This window comes from Allobosea sp. LjRoot9, from assembly GCF_964252745.1.
In the GTDB taxonomy this organism is placed as follows: Bacteria; Pseudomonadota; Alphaproteobacteria; order Rhizobiales; family Beijerinckiaceae; genus Allobosea.
This window is the reverse complement of sequence record NZ_CAXUPC020000001.1, coordinates 1,667,432-1,691,370: the sequence shown is the minus strand read 5'-3', so window position 1 is coordinate 1,691,370 and position 23,939 is coordinate 1,667,432. Positions and strand designations below refer to the sequence as shown.

Annotated in this window: 23 protein-coding genes and 1 tRNA gene; 12 read left to right on the top strand and 12 right to left on the bottom strand. The window is 65.3% G+C overall.

What is annotated here, in order from left to right:
- Window positions 1–5: 5 nt before the first annotated feature.
- On the bottom strand, window positions 6–263 hold the full coding sequence (locus ACSQ3P_RS07745; RefSeq protein ID WP_436164982.1) for a hypothetical protein: 258 nt from the start codon (window positions 261–263) through the stop codon (window positions 6–8).
- Between ACSQ3P_RS07745 and ACSQ3P_RS07740 the strand changes: the two genes are divergently transcribed.
- The gene (locus tag ACSQ3P_RS07740) at window positions 253–1,572 is read left to right on the top strand and encodes an OmpP1/FadL family transporter (protein WP_436164981.1); all 1,320 of its coding nucleotides are present in this window, start codon (window positions 253–255) and stop codon (window positions 1,570–1,572) included. The genes ACSQ3P_RS07745 and ACSQ3P_RS07740 overlap by 11 nt on opposite strands.
- A 166-nt stretch (window positions 1,573–1,738) precedes the next feature.
- On the opposite strand, the gene ACSQ3P_RS07735 is transcribed toward ACSQ3P_RS07740, so the two are convergent.
- Both ACSQ3P_RS07735 and ACSQ3P_RS07730 read right to left on the bottom strand, forming a co-directional pair.
- Window positions 1,739–2,557, bottom strand: a complete 819-nt coding sequence (locus tag ACSQ3P_RS07735; protein WP_436164980.1) for a transporter substrate-binding domain-containing protein — start codon at window positions 2,555–2,557, stop codon at window positions 1,739–1,741.
- A 209-nt stretch (window positions 2,558–2,766) separates the two neighbouring features.
- On the bottom strand, window positions 2,767–3,195 hold the full coding sequence (locus tag ACSQ3P_RS07730; RefSeq protein WP_436164979.1) for a MerR family transcriptional regulator: 429 nt from the start codon (window positions 3,193–3,195) through the stop codon (window positions 2,767–2,769).
- A gap of 71 nt (window positions 3,196–3,266) precedes the next feature.
- Between ACSQ3P_RS07730 and ACSQ3P_RS07725 the strand changes: the two genes are divergently transcribed.
- Window positions 3,267–4,136: an aldo/keto reductase gene (locus tag ACSQ3P_RS07725; RefSeq protein ID WP_436164978.1), complete on the top strand. Its 870-nt coding sequence runs from the start codon at window positions 3,267–3,269 to the stop codon at window positions 4,134–4,136.
- 5 nt (window positions 4,137–4,141) lie between these two features.
- Here the strand turns inward: ACSQ3P_RS07725 and ACSQ3P_RS07720 are convergent, their stop codons facing one another.
- Window positions 4,142–5,878 carry a PHA/PHB synthase family protein gene (locus ACSQ3P_RS07720; protein ID WP_436165181.1) on the bottom strand — a complete coding sequence of 579 codons (1,737 nt, stop codon included), beginning with the start codon at window positions 5,876–5,878 and terminating at the stop codon, window positions 4,142–4,144.
- A 219-nt stretch (window positions 5,879–6,097) separates the two neighbouring features.
- Here ACSQ3P_RS07720 and ACSQ3P_RS07715 point away from each other — a divergent pair, with 219 nt between their 5' ends.
- From ACSQ3P_RS07715 to ACSQ3P_RS07680, 8 genes are all read left to right on the top strand, one after another.
- Window positions 6,098–6,559, top strand: coding sequence for a hypothetical protein (locus tag ACSQ3P_RS07715; RefSeq protein WP_436164977.1), 462 nt, complete (start codon window positions 6,098–6,100; stop codon window positions 6,557–6,559).
- A 162-nt stretch (window positions 6,560–6,721) separates the two neighbouring features.
- The gene (locus tag ACSQ3P_RS07710) at window positions 6,722–7,942 is read left to right on the top strand and encodes an LL-diaminopimelate aminotransferase (RefSeq protein ID WP_436164976.1); all 1,221 of its coding nucleotides are present in this window, start codon (window positions 6,722–6,724) and stop codon (window positions 7,940–7,942) included.
- 235 nt (window positions 7,943–8,177) lie between these two features.
- On the top strand, window positions 8,178–8,609 hold the full coding sequence (locus ACSQ3P_RS07705) for a hypothetical protein (protein ID WP_436164975.1): 432 nt from the start codon (window positions 8,178–8,180) through the stop codon (window positions 8,607–8,609).
- Window positions 8,610–8,633: 24 nt separating this feature from the next.
- Complete coding sequence (locus tag ACSQ3P_RS07700) at window positions 8,634–9,098, top strand: GNAT family N-acetyltransferase (protein WP_436164974.1); 465 nt, start codon at window positions 8,634–8,636, stop codon at window positions 9,096–9,098.
- A gap of 62 nt (window positions 9,099–9,160) precedes the next feature.
- Window positions 9,161–10,507 (top strand): homoserine dehydrogenase, encoded by a 1,347-nt coding sequence (locus tag ACSQ3P_RS07695; RefSeq protein WP_436164973.1) that lies wholly within the window; start codon window positions 9,161–9,163, stop codon window positions 10,505–10,507.
- A gap of 71 nt (window positions 10,508–10,578) precedes the next feature.
- On the top strand, window positions 10,579–11,577 hold the full coding sequence (glpX, locus tag ACSQ3P_RS07690; protein WP_436164972.1) for a class II fructose-bisphosphatase: 999 nt from the start codon (window positions 10,579–10,581) through the stop codon (window positions 11,575–11,577).
- Window positions 11,578–11,720: 143 nt separating this feature from the next.
- A complete protein-coding gene (locus tag ACSQ3P_RS07685; RefSeq protein WP_436164971.1) occupies window positions 11,721–12,914 on the top strand; it encodes a CaiB/BaiF CoA transferase family protein in 1,194 nt (397 codons plus the stop codon).
- Between the two features lie 16 nt (window positions 12,915–12,930).
- The gene (locus ACSQ3P_RS07680) at window positions 12,931–13,710 is read left to right on the top strand and encodes an enoyl-CoA hydratase/isomerase family protein (RefSeq protein ID WP_436164970.1); all 780 of its coding nucleotides are present in this window, start codon (window positions 12,931–12,933) and stop codon (window positions 13,708–13,710) included.
- A gap of 229 nt (window positions 13,711–13,939) precedes the next feature.
- On the opposite strand, the gene ACSQ3P_RS07675 is transcribed toward ACSQ3P_RS07680, so the two are convergent.
- Window positions 13,940–15,592 carry an FAD-binding dehydrogenase gene (locus tag ACSQ3P_RS07675; protein ID WP_436164969.1) on the bottom strand — a complete coding sequence of 551 codons (1,653 nt, stop codon included), beginning with the start codon at window positions 15,590–15,592 and terminating at the stop codon, window positions 13,940–13,942.
- A 123-nt stretch (window positions 15,593–15,715) separates the two neighbouring features.
- On the opposite strand from ACSQ3P_RS07675, the gene recJ reads away from it, so the two are divergent.
- Both recJ and ACSQ3P_RS07665 read left to right on the top strand, forming a co-directional pair.
- On the top strand, window positions 15,716–17,521 hold the full coding sequence (gene recJ / locus ACSQ3P_RS07670) for a single-stranded-DNA-specific exonuclease RecJ (RefSeq protein WP_436164968.1): 1,806 nt from the start codon (window positions 15,716–15,718) through the stop codon (window positions 17,519–17,521).
- 145 nt (window positions 17,522–17,666) lie between these two features.
- A tRNA-Glu gene (locus tag ACSQ3P_RS07665) sits at window positions 17,667–17,741 on the top strand.
- Window positions 17,742–17,772: 31 nt separating this feature from the next.
- Here ACSQ3P_RS07665 and ACSQ3P_RS07660 read toward each other — a convergent pair.
- The 7 genes from ACSQ3P_RS07660 to ACSQ3P_RS07630 form a co-directional block, all read right to left on the bottom strand.
- A complete protein-coding gene (locus ACSQ3P_RS07660; RefSeq protein ID WP_436164967.1) occupies window positions 17,773–18,456 on the bottom strand; it encodes a hypothetical protein in 684 nt (227 codons plus the stop codon).
- 162 nt (window positions 18,457–18,618) lie between these two features.
- Window positions 18,619–19,740, bottom strand: coding sequence for a mandelate racemase/muconate lactonizing enzyme family protein (locus ACSQ3P_RS07655; protein ID WP_436164966.1), 1,122 nt, complete (start codon window positions 19,738–19,740; stop codon window positions 18,619–18,621).
- Window positions 19,741–19,793: 53 nt separating this feature from the next.
- Window positions 19,794–20,153, bottom strand: a complete 360-nt coding sequence (locus ACSQ3P_RS07650) for a RidA family protein (RefSeq protein WP_436164965.1) — start codon at window positions 20,151–20,153, stop codon at window positions 19,794–19,796.
- A gap of 48 nt (window positions 20,154–20,201) precedes the next feature.
- On the bottom strand, window positions 20,202–21,572 hold the full coding sequence (locus ACSQ3P_RS07645; protein WP_436164964.1) for an FAD-dependent oxidoreductase: 1,371 nt from the start codon (window positions 21,570–21,572) through the stop codon (window positions 20,202–20,204).
- Window positions 21,569–21,919 (bottom strand): (2Fe-2S)-binding protein, encoded by a 351-nt coding sequence (locus tag ACSQ3P_RS07640; protein ID WP_436164963.1) that lies wholly within the window; start codon window positions 21,917–21,919, stop codon window positions 21,569–21,571. The genes ACSQ3P_RS07645 and ACSQ3P_RS07640 overlap by 4 nt, the downstream gene beginning before the upstream one ends.
- Window positions 21,909–23,045 (bottom strand): NAD(P)/FAD-dependent oxidoreductase, encoded by a 1,137-nt coding sequence (locus ACSQ3P_RS07635; protein ID WP_436164962.1) that lies wholly within the window; start codon window positions 23,043–23,045, stop codon window positions 21,909–21,911. The genes ACSQ3P_RS07640 and ACSQ3P_RS07635 overlap by 11 nt, the downstream gene beginning before the upstream one ends.
- A 95-nt stretch (window positions 23,046–23,140) precedes the next feature.
- Window positions 23,141–23,935, bottom strand: a complete 795-nt coding sequence (locus tag ACSQ3P_RS07630) for an ABC transporter permease (protein WP_436165180.1) — start codon at window positions 23,933–23,935, stop codon at window positions 23,141–23,143.
- Window positions 23,936–23,939: the final 4 nt, after the last annotated feature.

Below are 23,939 nucleotides of genomic sequence, written 5' to 3'. Positions count from 1 at the left end.
GGTTTTTAGCCGGGTGTGTCGAAATCGGCGATAGTTCGCATGTAAACGATCGTTTTGTCGGCGCCGCCGCGCGACGATGCGAGAAATCGGCGGGTTTTTAGCGATTTTTCGGCCTGCCGCTTCGGAAACAAGCGAAGTTGCGGCGTTTTCAGGGCGCTTGCGGCGGGATTGCGGCGAAACCGGCCTCGCGTCATGGTGGTGTCAGCGAGGCGCTTCGACCTCGAAAGAATGCAATCAAAGGGATGGATTAGGATGAAGAGCACCGTTCGCCTCATCGCCGCGGCAACCGTTTCGGCAGCTGCTCTTCTCGCGGCCGGCTCCGCCTCCGCCAGCTCCTTCGCCATCCGCAGCGGCCAGAGCGCCGAAGGGCTCGGCATGGCCTATGCCGGCGCCGCCTCGGGCGGCATCGGCATGGGGGCGATGGCCTGGAACCCGGCCACGATCACCATGTTCCCGGGCCGCAACAGCAACTGGAACTTCACCTATCTCAACGCGAATGCCGATTATCAGCCGACCGCGGCTACGCGGCTGGGCTCGCCGGTTGGCCCGCTGAGCCCGATCCAGAACGGCACCGGCAATCTCGGCGGCGACGGCGCCTTCATCCCCGCCTCCTACAGCGCCTGGCAGCTCACCGACCGCTTTTGGATCGGCCTGACCACCGGCGCGCCCTATGGCCTGCGCTCCAAGCCCGACCAGCAGGTCAATGCCGGACAGGTTTATGGTCGCTCGGCCAAGGTGCAGACGATCAACGTCTCGCCGACCGTCGGCTACAAGGTGAACGACTGGCTCTCGATCGGCGCCGCGGTGCAGGTCCAGTATTTCAATGCCGCGCTGAAGCAGGCTTCAGGCGTCGGCCCGACGGCCGCACCGGTCATCATCGAAGGCGACACGATCGACTTCGGCTATCGCTTCGGTATTACCCTGACGCCGTTCCAGGGGACCTCGATCGGCCTGGCCTATCGCTCCGAGGTGCGCCAGACGCTTGAAGGCACGTTCCGCACGCCGCTCGCGGTCATTCCGGTCAAGGCCAACCTCAACCTGCCCGATTCGGTCGTGTTGGGCGTATCGCAGGTGATCAATGATCAGTGGCAGGTCCATGCCGGCGTCGAATGGACGAATTGGAGCCGCTTCCGCAACATTCCGATCGTCAGCCAGCTGAACGGCGCGCCGGTCACCAGCCTGAACTTCCAATATGACGATGCCTGGTATTTCTCGCTGGGCGCGGAATACAAGTACAGCAGCGCGCTGACGCTGCGCGCCGGTGTCGGCTACGAGCTCTCGGCCGTGAACGACCGCAACCGCACGATCTTCATCGCCGACAATGATCGCCTCTGGCTCTCGGCCGGCTTGAGCTATCAGGTCACCGACAAGCTGAAGCTCGATCTCGGCTACACCTATATCGATGTGAAGAAGGCGAGCGTGAACTACACCGGCTCGCATCCGCAGCAGGCCGCCGTGTTCTACACCGCCGAGGCCAAGCCCTCGATCCACATCGCCTCAGTTGGCCTGACCTATCGCTGGGACGACCCCACCGAGACGGTCCCGGTGCGCCCGGTCGTTCGCAAGAACTGAGCGGAGCTTCCGCACACAAGGAAAAGCCGGCCTTCGGGCCGGCTTTTTTGTTTGTGAGCTTTTTGTTTGTGGGCTTGGGGCGAGCGCGGGGCTGTGAAGGTTTGCTCTGGATGGGCAGCGGTCATAGCGGCTGCCCGGCTGCGAAATGTCCACGGCACACCTATGGTCACGGTTCCTGCGTATCGACCGGAGCAACCGCAAGACCATCGATGCCGCTGCGCGCGACGGAACTCGCCAGAAAACCGCTTGAGCGCATCTCGCCGAGGGCCGTGTTGACCAATTGAAGCCGGTCCTGATGATCGATCGGCACGGCCACGGCTTGCGGCACACCGTAAAAATTGTCGTCGAGCATTCGCAGGCCGGGAACGCCGAGCGTCGCGCTGGAGAGCCGCTGTCGCCCACCCGCGAAGGCAATCACATCCCCGTTCCGAAGCCACTGGACAGCATCTCGCAAGGTATAGTCGGGCGTCTCTCGCACCTTCGCTGCGATCAGCCGCCCTTTCAGCCACACGCCGACACTGTCATCGGTGTTCACCCCGATCACCTGAGTGGGGCGGTCAAGCTCCTTCACGGACCGGAGCGGGGAATCTGCACTCACAAGCGCGCTCTGCTGCACCAGCATGTAGGTCCGGGAGTAGAGCACGATGCCAGTGCGCGCCGGGTTCGGAGCGACAAATCCGATGTCGACCTGGCCGCTTCGGACCGCCTCAAGCACGGCGGCGGCCGTCGGGAGGGGCGTGATGCTGACCGGCACCTCCGCCCGGCGGCCCAGTTCGCGCGTGATGTCGGCGACCACACCTGAAACTGTGCCGGTTGCCGGGTCGCGGCGAGCCTGCGCGACGTTCGTACCGATATATGCAACGCGCAGCGTGCCGCTCGGCGCCAGCACTGGGTCGGCAGCCTGCCCCGGACAGGCGAGCAAGACCGCAATGAGCGTGAGCAGGGCACAGCGCATGGGAAACCTCGGCATGAGAAACCCCGGCATGAGAAACCTCGGCCCATTGTTGAGCGTTAGGATATCGTGGTCACAACCTTATCCGCTCCGGCGAAAGGCGATATGCGCCGGCGAAAACACTTGGAGCGTTGAAAACACCTGGAGCGTTTTCGAGCGGAGTGGAGACCGGTTCGTCGCCGGGCTGGCGCGCAACGGAAAAGCTGGTCTTCGGGGCGGCTTTTTTGTTTGGCAGCGTGCGGTCATTCCCGATCGACTACGGTGCGAACCTGTCGTGCCACCCGATGAAAATCCAGCTCGGGTTCGTTGCCTTGAGCGTCGCTGGCGAGCCAAGCGCGCTTTGCGCGCAAATAATCGGCCATCGCTTTCAGTTCCGCCGCCTTGGTCTCAAGCTTGCCGATCTGCGCCGTGACGACCTCGATCCTGCGTTCGGCAGTCATGTGTCCGGCGCGGCGTTCGGCGCCCAGTGCCGCGATCTCCTTGAGGGACAGTCCGGCCGCCTGGGACAGGCGAATGAGTTCGACCGCTCCTACGTCGCTTTCACTGAAGATTTGATAGGGGTGGCGACCGCCCTTGCTGCCCGCGCCAGGCCGGAGAAGCCCAAGGCGGACGTAGAAGCGCACCGTGTCGGTTGTCAGCCCGGTTGCCCGCGCGAATTCGGAGATCAGCACGATCCGCCTCTTGACCATGGAGCGTGGTCCACACTTACAGCATGTGCCTCGCCAGGTGCAGAGGTGACGAGATGACGAACAAGATTTTTCGGATCGGCGGCGATCTGCCCGTGCATCGTATGGGATTTGGCGCAATGCGCCTGACGGGTCCCGGTGTCTGGGGGCCGCCGGAGAACCCGGCTGAAGCGGCTGCCGTTCTCCGTTGCGCGGTCGAACTGGGAATCGATTTCATCGACACGGCCGACGTCTATGGCCCTGGCGACAATGAGAGGCTGATCAGGGACACGCTGGTTCCCTACGAGCCGGGGCTGGTGATCGGCACGAAAGGCGGGATGGTTCGCAGCGGCCCGGCGACGCCGACCGATCCGGGCATGTCCATGAATGGCAGCGCCGCCCATATCCGCCGGGCGGTCGAAGGCAGCCTGTGCGATCTGGGCCTTGAGTGCATCGATCTCTACCAGCTGCATCGGGTCGATCCGACGATCCCGATCGAGGATACGATGGCGGTGTTCCTCGCCTTGCGGAACGAAGGCAAGATTCGCCATATCGGCCTGTCCGAGGTTGGGATTGAGCAGATCGAGCGGGCGCGATCGGTCGTCGAGATCGCCACCGTGCAAAACCGCTACAACCTGACCGACCGCCGCCACCACGAGGTTCTGGACTATTGCGAGCGGCACGGTATCGGCTTCATCGCCTTCTACCCGCTAGGGGCCGGCACATTGGCCAGGTCGGCGGCGGTGGAGCAGATCGTCGCGCGCACCGGCGCAACGTCGGGGCAGATCGCACTGGCATGGCTGCTGCAGAAATCGCCGGTCACGATCCTGATCCCCGGTACGTCATCCCTGACGCATCTCGAACAGAACGTCGCTGCCCGCGACCTCATCCTGACGGAGCAGGAGCTGACGGCTCTTGAGCAGATGGATGTGACGTCGCTCGGCTGAGCGCGCTATGCCTTCATCTTCACATAGCTGCCCGGCGCATCCTCCAGTGCCGGCAGCTTGCCGTGTCCGGGCTGGCGCGCCGGCACGCGCTTTGGCGCCTGCGCCTCGATCCAGGCAAACCAATGCGGCCACCAGGAGCCGGGATGCTCGGCGGCCGCCGCGATCCAGTCCTCGTAGCGCCCCAAAGCCGCGCCGCCGGTCCAGTACTGATATTTGACCTTGGCGGGCGGGTTGACCACGCCGGCGATATGGCCCGAACCCGCCACGACATAATCGACAGGGCCGCCGAAGCATTGCGAGCCGAGGAAGACCGACGGCGCCGGGGCGATATGGTCCTCGCGCGCGGCCAGATTATAGATCGGGATCGTGACCTTCTTCAGGTCGAGCGTCTTGCCGCCGATGCGCATTTCTCCCTTGGAGAGTTTGTTCTCGAGATAGCAGTTGCGCAGGTAGAAGGAGTGGTTGGCGGCCGGCATCCGGGTCGAATCAGCGTTCCAGTAGAGCAGGTCGAAGGCGGTCGGGGCCTTGCCCTTGAGGTAGTTGTTGATCGCATAGGACCAGATCAGGTCGTTGGGCCGCAGCATGTTGAAGGCGCCGGCCATGCGCGAGCCGTCGAGATAGCCGCTCTTGGCCATCTTCTCCTCGACCGCGCGAATCTGATCCTCGTCGACAAAGACGGATAATTCGCCGGCCTTGGAGAAATCCACCTGCGTCGTGAAGAAGGTGGCGCTGTCGATGCGCTTGTCCTTGGTGGCCGCCATATAGGCCAGGGAGACGCCGAGCAGCGTGCCGCCGACGCAGTAGCCGATCGTGGTGACGCGCTTCTCGCCCGTCGCCTGTTCGATGGCGTCGAGCGCAGTAAAGACGCCTTCGCGCATATAGCTCTCGAAATCCTTGTTGGCGTGGCGCTCATCGGGGTTGACCCAGGAGATGCAGAAGACGGTGAGCCCCTGCGATACGCACCAGCGGATGAAGCTCTTCTCGGCGTTGAGGTCGAGAATGTAGAACTTGTTGATCCAGGGCGGCACGATCAGCAGCGGGCGCTTCAGCACCTGCTCGGTTGCGGGTGCGTACTGGATCAGCTCCATGATCTCGTTGCGGAAGATCACCTTGCCTGGAGTGGTGGCGATGTTGACGCCGACCTCGAAGGCATGCGCGTCCGACTGGCGGATCTTGAGCTCGCCCTTGCCGGCCTCGATGTCCTCGGCCAGCATCTTCATGCCGCGCACGAGATTGTCGCCGTTCTGCCGCAGCGTCTCGCGTAGCAATTCCGGATTGGTCGCGACGAAGTTCGAGGGCGAAAGCGCGCCTGCGATCTGCTTGACGTAGAAACGCGCCTTCTCGCGCGTATGCGGGTCGATATCCTCGGTGCGCTCGACCATGTCCTCGGCCCAGCGCGAGCCGATGAGATAAGCCTGCTTGACGAAATCGAACATCGGATGCGCCGACCAGTCGGGGTCGTTGAAGCGCGCGTCGCGCTTGTCGGGCTGCGCCACGGGCTCGGTCGCCTCGCCGCTGACGCGCTTCAGCGTGGCGCTCCACAGGCTGAGGAAATCGGCCGTGATCGAGGCCTGCGCCTCGATGATCTTGCGGGGATCGCTGACCCAGCGCTCGGCGACTCGGCCAAGCGTCTTGACCATCTCGCTGACCTCTTCAGTCGGACCGGTCTTGGCCTCGCCGCGCTCGATCGGCTTCAGATAGGCAGCGGTGACCTTGCCGTATTCCTCGACCAGGCGGCCCATATTCTGCGTGAATTGATCGAAGTCGGGCGCTAGGGTCTCAGGCGCGGCATCGGGCGAACCGGCGTCCAGTCTCGGCTTGTCGTCCTTTGGCCGATTCATGGCGCGTCTTCTCCCGTCGCTTTATTCTGCGGGGCAGCTTAACACTCCCCATTTTGGTCCCATTAAGGACGTAGCCGATATGATTGACAAACAAAAATCGACAATGCGCCGGAACCGCTCATGCTCTTCGATCCGCCCATGATGAAATCGATGATCATGCTGCTGGGGCCGGCCGTGCTTGCCCTGTCGCTGGCAGGCTGCGCGGGCGAGGGACCGGTCAAGACGGTCGCCGAAGTCGCCGGAATCGCCACGACCCCGCAAGAGTCCAAGAGCTTCGTGCAGCAGACACGCCCTGTCGATCCGGCCTACATCCCGATCAACAAGACGATCGCCGTCAATCCTTTATGTGCAAGCCCGACGCCGCCGCCGGCCTATACGCCGACGGGTCAGGCCGCCCGCTTCGCGGCTCCGGTGCCCGCTCAGAAGCCGACCGACCCCTGCAAGCGGCGCGCCGAGTTCAAGCAGATTGAGAGCCAGCTCGAGGCCAGACGAATTGCCAATGATGCGGCAGGTTCCCAGGCCATCTCGCTCGGCAAGGCCTTGCCGGCACCGGCTCCAGCCGCGGCGCAGCCGACGAACTGAGCCGGCATCGACCCGGGAAGCCGGCCTTTTTGGGAGCGCCTGATCGATTCTTGCGTTTTTAGGGCTGCCATGACCGAAGATGCGGTGCTAAGCACTCCTGGCGCAAGGATTATGACTTGCGCGCATCATAAGTCCGCCGTCCTGGCGAGGGATCTGTTCGATATGGCCGATTTTCACCGCATCAAGCGCTTGCCGCCTTACGTTTTCGAACAGGTCAACAAGATCAAGGCAGCCGAACGCGCCAAGGGCGTCGATATCGTCGATCTCGGCATGGGCAATCCCGACCTGCCGGCCCCCCGGCATGTCATCGAGAAGCTGGTCGAGACCGCCGGCAAGCCGCGCACCGACCGGTATTCGGCCTCCAAGGGCATCGGCGGCCTGCGCCGCGCCCAGGCGCATTATTACGAGCGGCGCTTCGGCGTGAAGCTGAACCCGGACACGCAGGTCGTCGCGACGCTCGGCTCCAAGGAAGGCTTCGCCAATATGGCGCAGGCCATCACCGGCCCGGGCGATGTCGTGCTGGTGCCCAATCCGAGCTACCCGATCCACGCCTTCGGCTTCCTGATGGCGGGCGGCGTCATTCGCTCGGTGCCGGCCGAGCCGACACCGGCGTTCTTCCCGGCGCTGGAGCGGGCGATCATCCATTCCGTGCCGAAGCCGATCGCGCTCGTCACCTGCTATCCTGCGAATCCGACGGCCTTCACCGCCTCGCTCGATTTCTACCGTGATCTCGTCGCCTTCGCGAAGAAGCACGAACTGATCCTGCTCTCGGACCTCGCCTATGCCGAGGTCTATTTCGACGACAACAACCCGCCGCCCTCGATGTTGCAGGTGCCGGGTGCGATGGATGTGGCGGTCGAGTTCACCTCGATGTCGAAAACCTTCTCGATGGCGGGCTGGCGCATGGGTTTCGCCGTCGGCAATGAGCGGCTTCTGGCTGCGCTCGCACGGGTAAAATCCTATCTCGACTATGGCGCCTATACGCCGATCCAGGTCGCGGCGGCGGCTGCCCTGAACGGCCCCGACGATTGCATCCGCGAGATGCGCGAGATCTACCGCAAGCGTCGCGACGCGCTGGTCGAGAGTTTCGGCAAGGCCGGCTGGGAGGTGCCCGTGCCGCAGGCCTCGATGTTCGCCTGGGTGCCAATTCCGGAGAAGTTCCGCCATCTCGGCTCGCTGGAGTTCTCGAAGCTCTTGATCGAGAAAGCCGAGGTCGCGGTCGCGCCGGGTATCGGCTTCGGCGAGCATGGCGACGATTTCGTCCGCATCGCCATCGTCGAGAACGAACAGCGCATCCGCCAGGCAGCCCGCAATGTCGGCCGCTTCCTCAAGACGGCGGACCAGACCCTGCACAACGTCATCCAGATGCCGAAGGCCGGGTGAGGGCGGAGCCAACCCGGGCGCGACGCCAATACCATCCACCGCGTCATCCCGGGCTTGACCGGGGATCCATCGAAGGGCGCTGAACTCTACGATGGATCCCGGATCTCCGCTTCGCTGCGTTCGGCGTGACGGGGAGGGTGTCAGAAGGGCCGTAAGGACTGGACCGCGCCTGCGAAACATGGGAACCCCTTGGTCACGGACACGCCCGTCCGGCTCGGGGCTCAAGGCACGCGAGATGTTCTCAAAAGGCCGTCTGATCGGCATCGGCTTCGGCCTGTTCGCGTTGATCTGCCTCGTCGCCACCTTTGATTATTCGCGCGGGCGACTGCCCCAGACGGATTCGCCGCTGGTCGCCGATGTGCTGGCCGCAACGATCGCGCGCGATTGCGGCCGCGACGCCACCGAGATCGTCACCCGCTACATCCCCCTGGGCACTGAGCAGGCACAGGCCGAGCAGGTTCTGGAGAGCGTGACCATCGTGCCGCCGAAGCCCTGGTTCTGGCGCCCCATGATCGAGAACTCGACTGCCTGGGACGGATCCTCTCTCGAGGCGCTGCGGACGATCAAGGCCACGGCTTTCGGCAACAACCTGCTGCGGATTCATTTGAGCTTCGCCGAGAAGAAGGTGAAACGGATTGCAGCCGAGGTGGTCTGCCGCTTCGACTGATCACTTCCATGTGGGGAACCAGCTGTGACGATCGTGGTTCAGCGAGAAAGTCCGGATCAGCCGAGCGTCGTTGATTTTCTCGGGAAAGCCGATGAGCGCTCTTCGGCGCTCTATCCATCGCAGAACAGGGTCGGATCGCCCCTGGCCGCGCTGCTGGCGGACAATATTCGTTTTTTCGTCGCGAGGGCGGACGGCAAGGCGTTGGGATGCGGCGGCTATGCCGTCTTCCCGGATGGCTCGGCAGAAATGAAGCGCCTGTTCGTCGATCCCGATTCGAGAGGGCAGGGCGTCGGCTTCCGGCTCGTCCAGGCGATCGAGGCTGCTGCTGCGCAGGATGGTGTCCGGCGGATCTTCCTGGAGACGGGCGTCAAGTCACATGAGGCCTTGGGTCTCTACCGGCGCTTCGGATTCAAGCAGTGCGGACCGTTCGGCTCCTATGCCAACGACCCGTTGAGCATCTTCATGGTCAAATCGCTCGAGCCGGCGTGAATGGCCTATCATCCCGACCTGCGCCGTTGACTTGCGCCTCCCCTCATGCGACCCCGCGCCATATGACCCTCGCGCCTCCCTCGCCACAATCCTCGCCGCTTCGCATCGGCCTTGCCGGGCTTGGCACCGTTGGAGCCTCCGTGCTGCGCATCCTGCGCCGGCAGGAGAATGCGCTGGCCGCCCGCTGCGGCCGCGCCATTCGCGTCACCGCCGTCTCGGCGCGCGACAGGACCCGGGATCGCGGCGTCGATCTCGCCGGCCTGACCTGGTTCGACGATCCCGTCGCGCTGGCGAAATCCTCAGAGATCGACTGCCTGGTCGAGCTCATCGGCGGCTCGGACGGCCCGGCCAAGGCTGCGGTCGAGGCCGCGCTCGCTTCCGGCAAATCGGTCGTCACCGCCAACAAGGCGCTGCTCGCCCATCATGGCGTGGCGCTGGCGACGCTCGCCGAGGAGCAGGGCGTGGCGCTGGCCTTCGAGGCCTCCTCCGCAGGCGGCATCCCGGTGGTGAAGACGCTGCGCGAGGCCTTGTCGGGCAACAATGTCACGCGGCTCTATGGCATCCTGAACGGCACCTGCAACTACATCCTCTCGCGCATGGAGATGGAGGGGCTGACCTTCGAGGCCTGCCTCGCCGACGCCCAGCGCCTGGGCTATGCCGAAGCCGACCCGACCTTCGATGTCGAGGGCTACGACACGGCTCATAAGCTCGCCATCCTGACCAGCCTCGCATTCGGCACGAAGATCGACGCCGAAGCGATTCATGTCGAAGGCATTTCCTCGATCGCCCCGCTCGATCTGAAGATGGCCGACGAGCTCGGCTACCGGATCAAGCTGCTCGGCGTCGCCGAGCGCACCAAGACCGGCATCGAGCAGCGCGTGCACCCGACCATGGTGCCGAAATCCTCGGCCATCGCGCAGGTGATGGGCGTGACCAACGCCGTCACCATCGATGCCGACGCGGTCCGCGAGATCACCCTGGTCGGTCCCGGCGCCGGCGGCGACCCGACGGCTTCTGCCGTCGTCGCCGATATCGCCGATGTCGCACGTGGTACGGCGGGCCTGCCTTTCGGACTGCCCGTGGCGCGGTTGGAAACGCCGACGCGTGCGCCGATGCAGCGGCATGAAGGCGGCTATTATGTCCGGCTTGCCGTGCTCGACCATCCCGGAGCGGCGGCCGCAATCGCGACCCGCATGGCGGAAGCCGACATCTCGCTCGAAAGCATCGTCCAGCGCCGTTCGGAGAGCGCTGCCGCGCGCGATCCTTCCGGGCGTTCCGGCGCGCCGGTCCCGGTCGTGCTCATCACTTATGCCACCAGCGAATCCGCGATCCGGGCGGCGTTGGAGAAGGTCTCTGCCGACGGCCATATCGCGGAACCGCCGCAAGTCATCCGTATAGAGCGCGAGTAGCGAATAGTGAGTGGCGAGTAGAGTTCCATTCGCCACTCGCTACTCGCCATTCGCCCCCAAGGGAGCCATCCATGTCCGAAGATCTCCGTATTTCCCCGAACCAGATCATCGAGCGCTATCTCTCGATGGAGCTGGTCCGCGTCACCGAGCGCGCCGCCGTCTCGGCCGCGCGCCTGCGCGGTCACGGCAACGAGAAGGCGGCGGACCAGGCGGCGGTCGACGCCATGCGCCGCGAGCTCAACCGCCTGCCGATCGACGGTGAGATCGTCATCGGCGAGGGCGAGCGCGACGAGGCGCCGATGCTCTTCATCGGCGAGAAGGTCGGCACCAGGCAGGGCCCCAAGGTCCACATCGCCGTCGATCCGCTCGAGGGCACGACGCTCTGCGCCAAGGACATGCCCGATTCCATCGCCGTGATGGCGATGGCCGAGGCCGGCAAGCTGCTCAACGCGCCTGACGTCTACATGGACAAGATCGCGATCGGCCCGGGCTATGCCCGCGGCGTGGTCGATCTCGACGCGTCCGCGACTGACAACATCTATGCGCTGGCCAAGGCCAAGGGCGTCAAGCCGAGCGAGATCTCGACCCTGATCATGGATCGCCCGCGCCATGCCAAGCTGATCGAGGAGGTCCGCAAGACCGGCTGCTCGATCCGCCTGATCACCGATGGCGACGTCGCCGGCGTGATCTACTGCACTGAGCCGGACAAGACCGGTATCGACCTCTATCTCGGCATCGGCGGCGCGCCTGAGGGCGTGCTGGCGGCAGCCGCGCTGCGCTGCGTCGGCGGCCAGATGCAGGGCCGCCTCATCCTCGACACCGAGGAGAAGCGCGCCCGGGCCCTCACCATGGGCATCACCGATCCGAACCGGAAATACAGCATGGAGGAGATGGCCTCGGGCGACACCATCGTCTGTGCCACCGGCGTCACCAATGGCGGCATGCTGAAGGGCGTCAGGTTCGGCAAGGAGGTCATCGAGACCGAGACGATCGTCTATCGCTCGATCACCGGCACCGTGCGCCGGATCTATGGCGAGCACCGTCAGTTCGAGAAGTTCAAGCTCGATTGAGCCTGAGAGGCGAGAGCCTCGTCGAACCCAGCGCGGTTTCGAGCGGAGTGGCCCAACCCCGTTTCGCGTGAAGAAAGCGCGTTAAAACAAGAGGATGCAGCCATTTGACGATCCAGTTGGGTCGAAGATTGCTGTAGAGAGCCATGCCGCGCCCGACGCCGTCTTCAGCGCTCAACCGCCTCCGTGTGCTCGATCTCTCGCGCGTCCGGGCGGGGCCGACCTGCGTGCGGGTCTTCGCGGATTTCGGCGCCGATGTGATCAAGGTCGAGAGCCCGCCGGGCTTCGACCCCAACGAGAACATGAGCGGGCCGCGGCATGGCTATGACATGCAGAACCTGCATCGCAACAAGCGCTCGCTGACGCTCAATCTGAAGACGGAAGGCGGCGCGGCGGTCCTGCGCAAGCTGATCGAGAGCGCCGACCTCCTGGTCGAGAACTTCCGGCCCGATGTGAAGGAGCGGCTCAGCCTCGATTTCGAAACGCTGCACGCGCTCAATCCGCGCCTGATCCTGGTCTCGATCTCAGGCTTCGGCCAGAGCGGGCCTTACCGGACGCGCGCGGGCTTCGACCAGATCGCCCAGGGCATGGGCGGAATGATGTCGGTGACGGGTCTGCCCGGCCAGGGTCCGGTGCGCGCCGGCATCGCGGTGGCCGATTCCGCCGCCGGGCTTTATGGCGCGATCGGCGCGCTGGTGGCATTGCAGGAGCGTGCCGTCTCCGGCAAAGGCCAATGGGTCCAGACCTCATTGCTCGAGGCCCAGATCGCGATGATGGATTTCCAGGCGGCGCGCTTCCTGGTCGAAGGCCAGGTGCCGCCGCAGGCTGGCAACGACCATCCCTATTCGACGCCGATGGGCGTTTATGCGACGCGCGACGGCCACATCAATATCGGCGTCGGCGCGGAAGGGCATTGGCGCTCCTTCTGCGGTGCGATCGACCGCCCCGGCCTCGCGGCTGATCCGCGCTACGATAATATGGAGAAGCGGCTCAAAGCGCGGCCCGAATTGCGCGTGCTGATCGAGGCTATCCTGACGACGCAGGACAGCGCCCATTGGCTGGCTGCCTTCGAGGCGGCGGCCGTGCCGGCCGGGCCGATCTATGCGGTCGACGCGATGTTCGACGATCCCCAGGTCCAGCATCTGGGCATCGCGCAGCCGGTTTCGCATCCGGTGCTCGGCGATATCCGCGTCATCGGCGAGCCTGTCGGCTTGTCGCGCACGCCGGCTTCCGTGGCGACGCCGACGCCCGAGGCCGGCGAGCACAATGCCGAGATCCTGGGTGAGCTCGGCTATGACGAGGCGGCGATCTCGCATTTGAGAGATAGTGGCGCGATCTGAAAGGAGCCTTGAGAGCATGGACGACGAGATTCTGTACACCGTTGCGGACGGCATCGGCACCATCACGCTCAACCGCCCCCAGGCCCGCAACGCGCTGACTTTCGCGATGTATGAGCGGCTCGCTGCGATCTGTGGCGATCTTCCCGGCCATGGCGACCCGAAAGTGCTCGTCCTCACCGGCGCGGGCGAGAAGGCTTTTGCCGCCGGCACCGACATCACGCAGTTCCGCGCCTTCAATACGCCAGACGACGCGCTGGCCTATGAGAGCCGGATCGACCGCATCATCACGGCGATCGAAAGCTGCCCGATCCCGACCATCGCTGCGATCTCGGGCGCGGTCACGGGCGGCGGGGCGAGCATCGCCTGCGCCTGCGACATCCGGATCGCGACGCAATCGGCCCGCTTCGGCTTTCCGGTGGCGCGCACGCTCGGAAACTGCCTGTCGATGAGCAACTACGCCCGGCTCGCGACGCTGCTCGGCCCGGCCCGCGTCAAGGACATCGTCTTCACCGCGCGTTTGATCGAGGCCGAGGAGGGGCAGCGCATCGGGCTCTATAATGAGCTCGTCGCCGACCATGCTGCGCTCCTCGTCCGGATGCGCGAACTGGCGACCACGATCGCAGGCCATGCGCCTTTGACGATGCGCGCGACCAAGGAAGCGCTGCGCCGCATCGCCAAGGCCAATGGCCACCCGCAGGGCGATGACCTCGTCCTGATGTGCTATATGAGCGCCGATTTCCGCGAGGGCATGGAAGCCTTCCTCGGCAAGCGCGCGCCGCATTGGCAGGGCAAGTAAGCCGGACGAAGCGGAGGCCAGGGATGCCTGTTTGGGCTCGGAACCACGCCGTCATTCCGGGGCAGGCCGCAGGCCTGAGCCCGGAACCCAGAACCGCAGGTGGCGGCGATACAAGCGCTACCGATGACTACGCGTACTTCCCAGCTTCATCGGTTCTGGGTTCCGGGCTCTACGCTTCGCGTAGCCCCGGAATGACGGCGTGGTTCCGAGTGTAAGCGGGCGTGTCCTATCAGACCGCCTGCGCCGCGGCGCGCCCGGCGGTTCGGCCGGAGAACAGGCAGCCGCCGAGGAAGGTGCCTTCAAGGGCGCGATAGCCATGCAGGCCGCCGCCGCCGAAGCCGGCGGCTTCTCCGGCCGCGTAGAGCCCGGGCACCGGCTCGCCTGCGCTATCCAGCACGCGCGCGGACAAATCCGTCATCAGGCCGCCCAATGATTTGCGGGTCAGGATGTTGAGCCTGACGGCGATCAGCGGGCCATGCTCCGGGTCGAGGATGCGATGCGGTTTTGCAGTCCGGATCAGGCGGTCGCCGAGATAGGCGCGGGCGCCGCGCAGCGCCGTGACCTGCAGATCCTTGCCGAAGGGGTTGTCGAGCGTGCGGTCGCGCGCCTCGATCTCGGCCCGAAGCCGTGCCTCGTCGATCAGCGTCTCGCCGGCAAGCACATTCATGCGCGCGACCAGCCGGGAGAGATCGTTCTCGACGATGAAATCCTCGCCCTTGTCCATGAAGGCCTGGACGGGCGCCGGCACGCCGCCGCCCGCTCGTCCCAGCACTTGGCGCCAGCTTTTGCCGGTCAGATCGGGATTCTGCTCGGAGCCCGAGAGCGCGAATTCCTTGGCGATGATGCTGCGGTTCAGCACGAACCAGGAATAATCGTAGCCGGTCTTCATGATGTGCTCGAGCGTGCCGAGCGTGTCGAAACCGGGAAACAGCGGCACCGGCAGGCGGTTGCCGCGCGCATCGAACCAGAGCGAGGAGGGGCCTGGCAGGATGCGGATGCCGTGTCGCGGCCAGATCGGCGCCCAATTGGCGATGCCCTCGACATAGTGCCACATCCGGTCGCCATTGATCAGCCGGCCGCCAGTCGCCTCCGCGATTGCCAGCATCGCGCCGTCGACATGGTCGGGCACGCCTGAGAGCAGGCGCTCAGGCGGAGCGCCCAATCGCTGCGGCCAGCTCGCCCGGACGAGATCGTGATTGCCGCCGATGCCGCCGGAGGTGACGATCACGGCCTGCGCCTTGAGCGCGAAAGCGCCGACCGTGCCGCGCGAGCTCTTTGCTCCACGCTCGACCGTGCTCGCCTCCAGGATCTCGCCCGCGACGCCGTCGACCGCGCCGGCGCTGCGGGCAAGCGCGGTGACGCGGTGGCGAAAGCGCAGCTCGATCAAGCCACGAGCCTGCGCCTCCTTCAACCGGCGCAGGAACGGCTCCAGCACGCCGGGCCCGGTGCCCCAGGTGACATGGAAGCGCGGTACCGAATTGCCGTGGCCGCTGGCGAGATAGCCGCCGCGTTCGGCCCAGCCGACGACGGGGAACCAGCGCATGCCCATGGCGTGCAGCCAGGCGCGCTTCTCACCCAAAGCGAAGTCGAGATAGGCCTGCGCCCAGGCGCGCGGCCAGTCGTCCTCAGGGCGGTCGAACCCGGCCGAGCCGAACCAGTCCTGCGCCGCGAGTTCGCGCGAATCGCGAATGCGCAGGCGGCGCTGCTCGGGCGTGTCGACCATGAACAATCCGCCGAGCGACCAGAAGGCCTGCCCGCCGAGCGATTGCTCGGGCTCCTGATCGAGCAGGATGACCTTTCGACCGGCGTCGGTGAGCTCGGTCGCGGCCACGAGCCCGGCGAGCCCGGCTCCGATGATGATGACGTCCGCGTCCTGCCCCATATATCCTGCCCCACGCCTGCTGCCCTTTCCCGGCTGCTTGCCGCGCAGTATGGCGATCCCCCAAGCCCCGGCAAGGCAGGTAGTGGTTGACGAATGCGCGCGCCTGCGCGACCCCCTCAGATCATGAGTCTCATTCCCCAGCGCCTTTTCCTCGGCGTGTCCCACTCCGTGCTCGGCCGGCCCTGGCGCGACAGGCTGGACGCCGCAGGGCTCGGCCGCGCCGAGGCCTTGGCACAGCTCGAAGGCATCCCCGATACCTTGTCGCGCCTGCTCGCCGGGCGCGGCGTCGAGCCCAATGAGGCCTTGCGCTTCCTCGAGCCCCGCCTGCGCGATCTCCTGCCTGATCCCGCGACGCTGACCGATATGGAAGCCGCCGCCGCCCGCCTGGCCGAGGCGGCGCAGCGGCGTGAAAAGGTCGCGATCTTCGGCGATTACGATGTCGACGGCGCCTGCTCGGCAGCCCTGCTCGCAGGCTTCCTGCGGCAAGCCGGCGCGCAGCCGCGCATCCATATCCCGGACCGCTTGATCGAGGGCTATGGCCCCAACAGCGACGCCATCCGCACACTGGCAGGCGAAGGCGCGACGCTGCTGGTCACGGTCGATTGCGGCACGACCAGCCATGAGCCATTGGCCGAGGCGCAAAGGCTCGGGCTCGATGTCGTCGTCCTCGACCACCATCAGGCGCCCGAGCTGCTTCCGCCGGTCACCGCGCTGGTCAATCCCAACCGGCAGGACGATCTCTCCGGGCTCGGCCATCTCTGCGCGGCAGGCGTCGTCTTCCTGACGCTCGTCGCCCTCAGCCGGACGCTGCGGCGGCAAGGCTTCTGGGCGGGCAGGGCGGAGGGTGAGCCCGATCTGCTGGCGGCGCTCGATCTCGTGGCGCTGGCGACTGTGGCCGATGTCGTGCCGCTCAAGGGCCTGAACCGCGCCTTCGTGCGCCAGGGCATCGCCATATTGCGGGGGCGGACGCGGCCGGGACTGGCCGCGCTGATGGATGTCGCGGGCCTCGATGGCCCGGTGCAGCCCTGGCATCTCGGCTTCCTGCTCGGCCCGCGCATCAATGCCGGCGGGCGCATCGGCGATGCGGCGCTGGGCGCCAGACTCCTGCTGACCGAAGACGAGATCGAGGCGCGCAGCATCGCGACCGAACTCAACCGATTGAACCAGGAACGTCAGGAGATCGAGCGGCAGGCGGTGCTGGAAGCCACCGCGCAGGCCGATCATGCGCTGATGAACCTGCCCGACCAGCCCGTGCTGATGGCGGCCTCCGCCGATTGGCATCCCGGCATCGTCGGCCTCGTCGCCGCAAGGCTGAAGGAGCGCTTCCGGCGCCCGGCCTTTGCGCTCGCTTTGAACGGGGAGGGTGGTGCGACGGGGTCGGGCCGTTCGGTCGCGGGCGTCGATCTCGGCCGCGCCGTGCGCGAGGCGGTCGAGGCCGGGCTCGCGGTCAAGGGCGGCGGCCACGCCATGGCGGCCGGTGTGACGCTGGCTGCCGGGCAGGCTCCTGCCTTCCAGGCTTTCCTGGCCGAGCGGCTGGCGATGCAGGTCGCGGCGGCTGATGAGGCCGAGGCGCTGCTGATCGATGCGGCGCTGAGCGCGGGCGGCGCCAATCCGCGCCTGCTCGCCGAGATCGACAAGGCGGGGCCTTTCGGCGCGGGCAGTCCCGAGCCGGTTTTCGTCTTTCCCGCGCATCGCCTGGTCGAGGCTGTCGAGATCGGCAGCGGCGGCCATGTCCGGATCAAGCTCAAGAGCGGCGACGGCGCAACCGTGGGCGGCATCGCCTTCCGCGTGGCGCAGGAGCCGCTGGGACGCGCCCTGCTGGCGGCGCGCGGCGAGAGCGTTCATCTCGCCGCGACGCTGACGCTGAACCGCTGGGGCGGCCGTGAGAGCGCCGAGCTGCGTGTCCTCGACATGGCGCGTCCGGGCTGATTGCGGTGGTTTTCGAGGTAGGGCGGGGGAGCGGTGGGCCTGCCCAACTTTCCCCGGATATCGTCAAACTGGTGCTTGCAGAGGGCGCGCCCTGCCACTATACCTCGCCCCGCTTCTCGACGGGCAGCCGTCGATTCAGAGGCCCGCGACCTTCGTCTATCGGTTAGGACACCAGCCTTTCACGCTGGGGAGACGGGTTCGACTCCCGTAGGTCGCGCCATTTCACAATCGCAGCTTCGAACTGTCTCCGCTCAGTCCGCGTGACCACTCATCATGTGGTCAGCCAGGCTGTAGCAATGGCTCGCCTGATAGGCGTTCCGACCCCGGTTCATATGCGTCAGGTTGAACGCCCGGATGGCCTGCAACGAACGGCGCTCCGCGAGGAATTTGCCGATCGAGGAGAGACCGCGGATCTTGACGCCGAAAATGTTCTCGCCGCGGGGAAAGACATAGCTGACGTCTTCTAGCGTCATCACGCTGCGCTCGATGAAAGCTTCATCCACCTCGCCCTGATCGAGCGAATGGTCCCTGGTGAAATCGGAAAGATGCACCAGAAATAGCGCGCGGACGCCCTCGCCATCCGCATAGAGCGAGAAAAGCTCCATCCAGCTCGCATTGACGCGAATGAGCGCCTTGCCCGGCGTCGACGGCAGACAGGAAACCGACCAGTAATGCCGCTCGGTCCGGCTCGGGATCGGGATGCAGTTGCGGCCGTATTGCCGGAGAATGTCCAGGACCTCTTGTGCCTGGGGCCGGCGCAGCAGCTTCTCGAACCGCGCGACGTATTTGAGACGCAGTTCCAGCGACTCCGAGCGCTCATCGGCGTCGCGCAGGGTCGTCTTGCCCTGCATCCAATCGCTCTGCTGCTGGAGATCCAGGAATCGGCGCAGACCGGTGGTGCTTGGGCGGCGGGGCGCGCTCACGTCAGGTACCATGTCGGCCCAGTCGGTTCGGATGGGGTGTCAGCGATTCGATCAGCCTCAGATAGTCGAGTCAGGCCGCGTCCCGTTCGACGCCATTGCCGCCGGAGACTACGAGGCTCGTTGAAGCTCGATCGACCCAGAGCGACAACGGCTCGGCCTGTTTTGGACGAGCTCTTAGGCAATGAGCCGTTCGGTGTCGGAAGACAGATCTCCCAATTTGGATTCATCAATCTCAATGCCCAGTCCAAGCATATCCGAAACCGGATAAAAATCGCCCTTGATCAGCGGGCCGTCCTTTACGAACTGGTTTCGCGAGGGCGGATTGTCGTTCTCATACGATTCGAGAATGACAAAGTTCGTCAGGACCGCTGCCAATGTGACCGAAGCTGCGATTGCGATCGGCCCATGCGGATTGTGAGGCGCCACGCCGATCGAATAGGTTTCGGCAGCGTGGCCAATCTTGATCGCTTCGGTCAGTCCGCCGACGCGGATGATCGACGGCTGCACGAGGCCGACGGCCTGCTTCTCGATGATCTCCGCAAATTGCCTGCGGGAATGGAACCGCTCCCCGAAGGCAATTCTCGCATGCGTTGCCGCCGAGAGCCGCCCGAGTGCCTCGGCGCTTTGATACTCCGTCGGCTCTTCCACGAAGATCAGGTTGCAATCAGCGATCCCGGCGCAAAACTGGGCTGCCGAAGCCCAATCGAGCCGTCGCCAGATATCGACCATCAGGCCAATCGACGGCCCCAATGCCTCCCGCACCGCCTTCACTTCGGCGATGGCGCGCGGCACGTCATGCTTCATGACCTGATAGTGGAATTGGTCAGGCGTGCCGAACGGATACCATTTGAGGGCCGTCGCGCCTCGCGCAACGGCAGCCCTGGCCTTTTCGATCAGATCCTCGGTCGAGGTGTAACCGGCCCACCACTGGTTGAGGTAGACGCGGACCTTGTCACGAACGGCTCCGCCAAGCAGCTTGTGCACGGGCAGGCCATACGCCTTGCCGGTGATGTCCCACAGAGCCTGGTCGATCGCGGCAAGGGCGGCCCGGCTGCTCGCTCCGTCGCTCCAGTAGACCTTGTCCTTCAGTGTCGCCCAGTGCTTTTCGACCGTGGTCGGGTCCTGCCCGGCGATCGCGCGAAATCCTTCCTGGATTCCGGCGATGACGGATGGCCAGCGATGGTCGAGCGTTGCTTCGCCGACACCGACAATGCCCTTGTCGGTCTGGAGGACAGCAATCAGGTAGTGCTTGTTTGCATTCGGATGAACATAGGTCCGAAGCTCGGTCAGTTTCATGATGCTGTCCTCAGGTCGGGAAGATCGGCGGCGTTTGGGCGGGCGTTCGTCGCCTATTGCGACGCGGCCGCGGTCACGATGATCTCGACGAGGACGTCGGGCGCGCCCATCTCGCATTGAGCCGTCGCTCGCGTCGGCGCCGCATTCGGCGCGGTCCAAGCGTTCCAGACCTCGTTCATGCCCTCGAAGTCCCGGGAGAGGTCCTTGATCCAGATCTGTGCGGTCAGGAGGCGGCTCTTGTCGGTGCCTGCCTTCGCCAGGAAATCCTCGATCTTTGCGAGGGTCTGCTGCGTCTGTCCCTTGATATCCTGGCTGCGGTCATCGGCGGTCATGCCGCCGACGAAGACCATGCCGTTGTAGATCACGGTACGGCTGCGGCGCTTGTCGGTCTCGATACGGACGATATCGCTCATGGTGGTTCCTTTCGGTCGGTGGTGAAATTCTTGTGGGAAGGCCGCGGTCTACTGCACGAAATCGCCGAGCATGACGGGCTTGATCGGTGGCCTGATGCGGTAGTAGCCGACCTCCTCGGGTGCGACTCCGCGCGCACGAGCGATGATTTCTGTCACCGTCAGGCCGCAGAACCGCCCCTGGCACGGCCCCATCCCGCAGCGCCCGAACGCCTTGGTCTGATTGGGGCCGAGGCAGCCCAGTTCGACATAGCGGCGGATCTGCCCGGCGGTGACCTCTTCGCACCGGCAGACCACGACGCCGGGATCCTGCGGGATCCGGTTCTCGTCGGTCGGTCGGTAGAGGGCGTTCAGGAACGGCCGAATATGGGTATGGCGCTTGAGCTGGCTCTGCAGCGCCGCCCGCTGGGCGCCATCCACCTTGACGCCGAGGCGTTCGCTGATGGCCAAGGCAGCCAGCCGACCTTGTACGGCGGAGGCCTGGGCGCCCACGATGCCGCGGCTGTCGCCTGCGACATAAAGCGGCGTGTCACCCAGGCGTCCCCACGGGTCGGTATCGGGAAGCCAGCAGAGTTGATCTTCATCCCAGCGATGCTTTGCGCCAGTCGACCAGCTCAGTTGCGTGTTGGGGACGATGCCCTGATGCAACAGCAGCAGCGACGTCGGAATCCGAACCGCTCGCCCGCGATGCCTGAAGGCAAGGCTCTCGGCCCGCTTCTCTCCCGCGATCGCGAGTTCGCTGGCTCCCGAGAAGACAGGGACGCCGTGGCGCCGAAGAGCTGAAAGCAGCTTGAGGCCCTTCACAAGGTCGCGCCAACCCCTCAGTGCTCCGAAAGCATGGGGCAGGGCGCGCTTGTAGGCCGATGGCGCAGCGGTGGCATCGACCAGCGCCGCGATCGTCGCACCGGCCCGCAGGTACTGCCAGGCGAGCAGGTACAGCAGCGGCCCGCAGCCGGCGAGGACGACCGGACCATTCGGCAGAGCTCCCGAGCCTTTCAGCAGGATCTGTGCGGCGCCGGCTCCCATGACCCCGGGCAGGGTCCAGCCGGGGATGGGGAAAGGCCGCTCCATCGCGCCGCTGGCGAGCAGGATATGCTTGCCGACGACCTGCTGGGAGCGACCGCTCGCCACGTAGTCGACGGCGCCATCCAAAGACACATTCCAGACAACGGCGCCGCGAAGATGTCGCGCTCCGCTGTTTTGGAAGTCCGATGCCAGGCTGCGGCCGGCCTCGTAATCCTTGCCGAGTATCTCGACACGGTCCGCCGGAGCGGACTCGATGTTGCGATAGATCTGGCCACCGCTGGCGGCCTGCTCGTCAAGCAAGACGACAGACAGATCGAGCGCGCGAGCCTCGCAGGCCGCAGCCATCCCGGCAGGGCCGGAGCCAACGATGACGAGGTCGACCATGGCATCGCTCATGGTTCTTCTCCGAAGCCGAGTTCTTCTCCAAAGCCGATGTCATCCAGATGGGCGGCGCCGATCTGGCGGCACACCGTCATCCCGTCACTGACCGGGACGAGGCAGCTCTGCCTGGCGGGAACGCCGTCGATTTCCACCAGGCATTCGAAGCAGACGCCCATCATGCAGTAGGGCGCTCGCGGCACCTGGCCAACGACGCTCGAACGAAAATCATGCACGCCGCCGACGAGCAGGGCAGCCGCGACGCTGATCCCGGCCGGCACCGTCAAAGGCTTGCCGTCGAAGGTGATCGTGACCGTTTCCAGATCCGGCGACCGCGGAATCGCGAAGAGCGCGTCAGTGGTCATGGGAGAAGCTCGCATTGGGGTCCAGGAAGCGATCGCCCTTGAAGACGTCGAAGTCAGCCGGCGCCTGTGCGAGGCCGGCCATCCACGGCCCGATCACGAAACTATGGGCGGCCGCGAGCGTGACACCGCTATGGCTCGTCGCCATATAGGCCCCAGGGCACGAGGCCGAGCCCTGGTAGATCGGGTGTCCATCGGGCGTCAGCGGCCGCAATGCGCCCCAGGCCCGGACGAGGCGTGCACGCGCCAGCGCGGGAAAGGTCGCGACGGCGCGGCGCGCCAGCCCTTCGATCTTCTCGGTCGTCGTGCCGTCGTCCAGCCCGACATCCTCCGAGGTTGATCCGATCTGCACGCTGCCTTCGGCGGTCTGCCGGCACTTGTTGGTCGGATAATCGAGGAACGGCTTGAGCCGTTCCGTGATCAGGACCTGGCCGCGGGTCGAGGAGACCGGCGCATGCAACCCCACCTGCGGCGCCAGCCGGGCATTGCCGAGACCGGCCGCCAGGACCAGCCGCTCGCTCTTCCAACGCTGGCCGTCGGTCGCGAGGGCCTCGAACTGCCCGCTATCGCGATCATATTGAACGTCGGCGATGTCGACGCCGCTGATGACCTCGGCGCCTCTTTGGCGGAGAGCCGCATGCAGGCCCCGCAACAGCTGCAACGGATTTGCGTGACCGTCCAGCGAACAGAAGCTGCCGCCGACCACGGACGGGCCGAGACCGGGCAGATATTGCCGGAGCTCGGGCGGATCCATCATCTGGAAGGGGATGCCGCCAACCTCGCGGTCGATCCTCTCCAGAAGGTCGGCGCGCACCCTGACATCCGCTTCGCTGAACCCCAGCCAGAAGCCGCCCGGCTGCTGCAGGCCGGCATCGACATTCGTCAGATCGAGGAGTTCCTTCTGCAACTCGGGCCATAGCTTCAGCGCATCGCGGCTCCAGCTCGCATATCGCGGCATCTTGCCGCCCTTGCTCGACACCCAAACCAGCCCGAAATTGCCTCGGGAGGCGCGGAAGGCGACGTCGCCTTGATCGAGGACGCGGACCTGAATTCCGGCGCGGACCGCGCCGTAGGCGATTGCCGCCCCGACGAGACCACCTCCGACGACGGTCATTGTCTTGTTGCCCATGTGAAACTCCAGTCCGGGCCCCTCGCATCGCGAATTTTGGGCGCACGTATCCTGTCCTCGCCAGGGATGACGAGGTTCGTTCAGCTTCGATTGGTCTATTTTTTCCCGATGAGGACCTTGTCCAGCCCGACGATCCTGTCGAGCGCGAACATGAATCCCATCGTTCCGATGATCAGGATCGTCGAGACCGAAGTCGTTACCGGATCGGTAAGCTGCGATATACGATTGTACAGCGCGACAGGCAGCGTCATCGTCCCGGGCGTCGCAACGAATATCGTCATCGTTACTTCGTCGAAACTCTGGATGAACGCCAGGATCCACCCGGCGGCCACGCCCGGCAGGATCAGCGGCAGGAGAATTCGACGAAAGGCGACGAAGCGCGACGCGCCCAGCGATCTGGCGGCAGATTCGGCATCGCGTTCCAACCCGATCACGGCAGCCAACGTCAGTCGCAGCGAATAGGGAACGACCGTGAGCGCATGGACCAGCGCCAGCGCTAGGAAGGAACCGGTCCATTCCATGATGGAGAAGAAGCGCAGGAACGCGACGCCAAGGACGACATGGGGGATCATCAGCGGCGACATCAAGAACGCCATCAACCCATCGCGGCCGACGAACCGATGCCGTGCGATGGCAAGCGCCGCAGGCACGGCGACGATCGAGGCCAACGTAGCCGAGGCAAGTCCCAGCCAGACCGATAGCCAGAATGCGCTGATCAGTTCAGGCGCGGCCAGGATCTCGCGATACCAGCGAAGCGAAGCGCCGTCGAAAGGCATCGAGACGTATTCCTTGTCCGACAGCGACACCAGCATCACCACGATGAGCGGGGCCATGATGAACCCGGTGAGAAGCGTGTGGAATGTCAGCGCCACAGGCCCGTTTTTTCCGATTCCC

Bases quoted from the DNA above. Each gene is read 5' to 3' on its own strand.
- ACSQ3P_RS07715 (WP_436164977.1), top strand. From the start codon at position 6,098: ATGCTCTTCGATCCGCCCATGATGAAATCGATGATCATGCTGCTGGGG.
- ACSQ3P_RS07675 (WP_436164969.1), bottom strand. From the start codon at position 15,592: ATGGGGCAGGACGCGGACGTCATCATCATCGGAGCCGGGCTCGCCGGG.
- ACSQ3P_RS07680 (WP_436164970.1), top strand. From the start codon at position 12,931: ATGGACGACGAGATTCTGTACACCGTTGCGGACGGCATCGGCACCATC.
- ACSQ3P_RS07660 (WP_436164967.1), bottom strand. From the start codon at position 18,456: ATGGTACCTGACGTGAGCGCGCCCCGCCGCCCAAGCACCACCGGTCTG.
- ACSQ3P_RS07640 (WP_436164963.1), bottom strand. From the start codon at position 21,919: ATGACCACTGACGCGCTCTTCGCGATTCCGCGGTCGCCGGATCTGGAA.
- ACSQ3P_RS07645 (WP_436164964.1), bottom strand. From the start codon at position 21,572: ATGAGCGATGCCATGGTCGACCTCGTCATCGTTGGCTCCGGCCCTGCC.
- ACSQ3P_RS07710 (WP_436164976.1), top strand. From the start codon at position 6,722: ATGGCCGATTTTCACCGCATCAAGCGCTTGCCGCCTTACGTTTTCGAA.
- ACSQ3P_RS07740 (WP_436164981.1), top strand. From the start codon at position 253: ATGAAGAGCACCGTTCGCCTCATCGCCGCGGCAACCGTTTCGGCAGCT.
- ACSQ3P_RS07655 (WP_436164966.1), bottom strand. From the start codon at position 19,740: ATGAAACTGACCGAGCTTCGGACCTATGTTCATCCGAATGCAAACAAG.
- glpX (WP_436164972.1), top strand. From the start codon at position 10,579: ATGTCCGAAGATCTCCGTATTTCCCCGAACCAGATCATCGAGCGCTAT.
- ACSQ3P_RS07650 (WP_436164965.1), bottom strand. From the start codon at position 20,153: ATGAGCGATATCGTCCGTATCGAGACCGACAAGCGCCGCAGCCGTACC.
- recJ (WP_436164968.1), top strand. From the start codon at position 15,716: ATGAGTCTCATTCCCCAGCGCCTTTTCCTCGGCGTGTCCCACTCCGTG.
- ACSQ3P_RS07725 (WP_436164978.1), top strand. From the start codon at position 3,267: ATGACGAACAAGATTTTTCGGATCGGCGGCGATCTGCCCGTGCATCGT.
- ACSQ3P_RS07720 (WP_436165181.1), bottom strand. From the start codon at position 5,878: ATGGGCCGCCTGGTCGAGGAATACGGCAAGGTCACCGCTGCCTATCTG.
- ACSQ3P_RS07735 (WP_436164980.1), bottom strand. From the start codon at position 2,557: ATGCCGGGGTTTCTCATGCCGAGGTTTCCCATGCGCTGTGCCCTGCTC.
- ACSQ3P_RS07695 (WP_436164973.1), top strand. From the start codon at position 9,161: ATGACCCTCGCGCCTCCCTCGCCACAATCCTCGCCGCTTCGCATCGGC.
- ACSQ3P_RS07685 (WP_436164971.1), top strand. From the start codon at position 11,721: ATGCCGCGCCCGACGCCGTCTTCAGCGCTCAACCGCCTCCGTGTGCTC.
- ACSQ3P_RS07705 (WP_436164975.1), top strand. From the start codon at position 8,178: ATGTTCTCAAAAGGCCGTCTGATCGGCATCGGCTTCGGCCTGTTCGCG.
- ACSQ3P_RS07635 (WP_436164962.1), bottom strand. From the start codon at position 23,045: ATGGGCAACAAGACAATGACCGTCGTCGGAGGTGGTCTCGTCGGGGCG.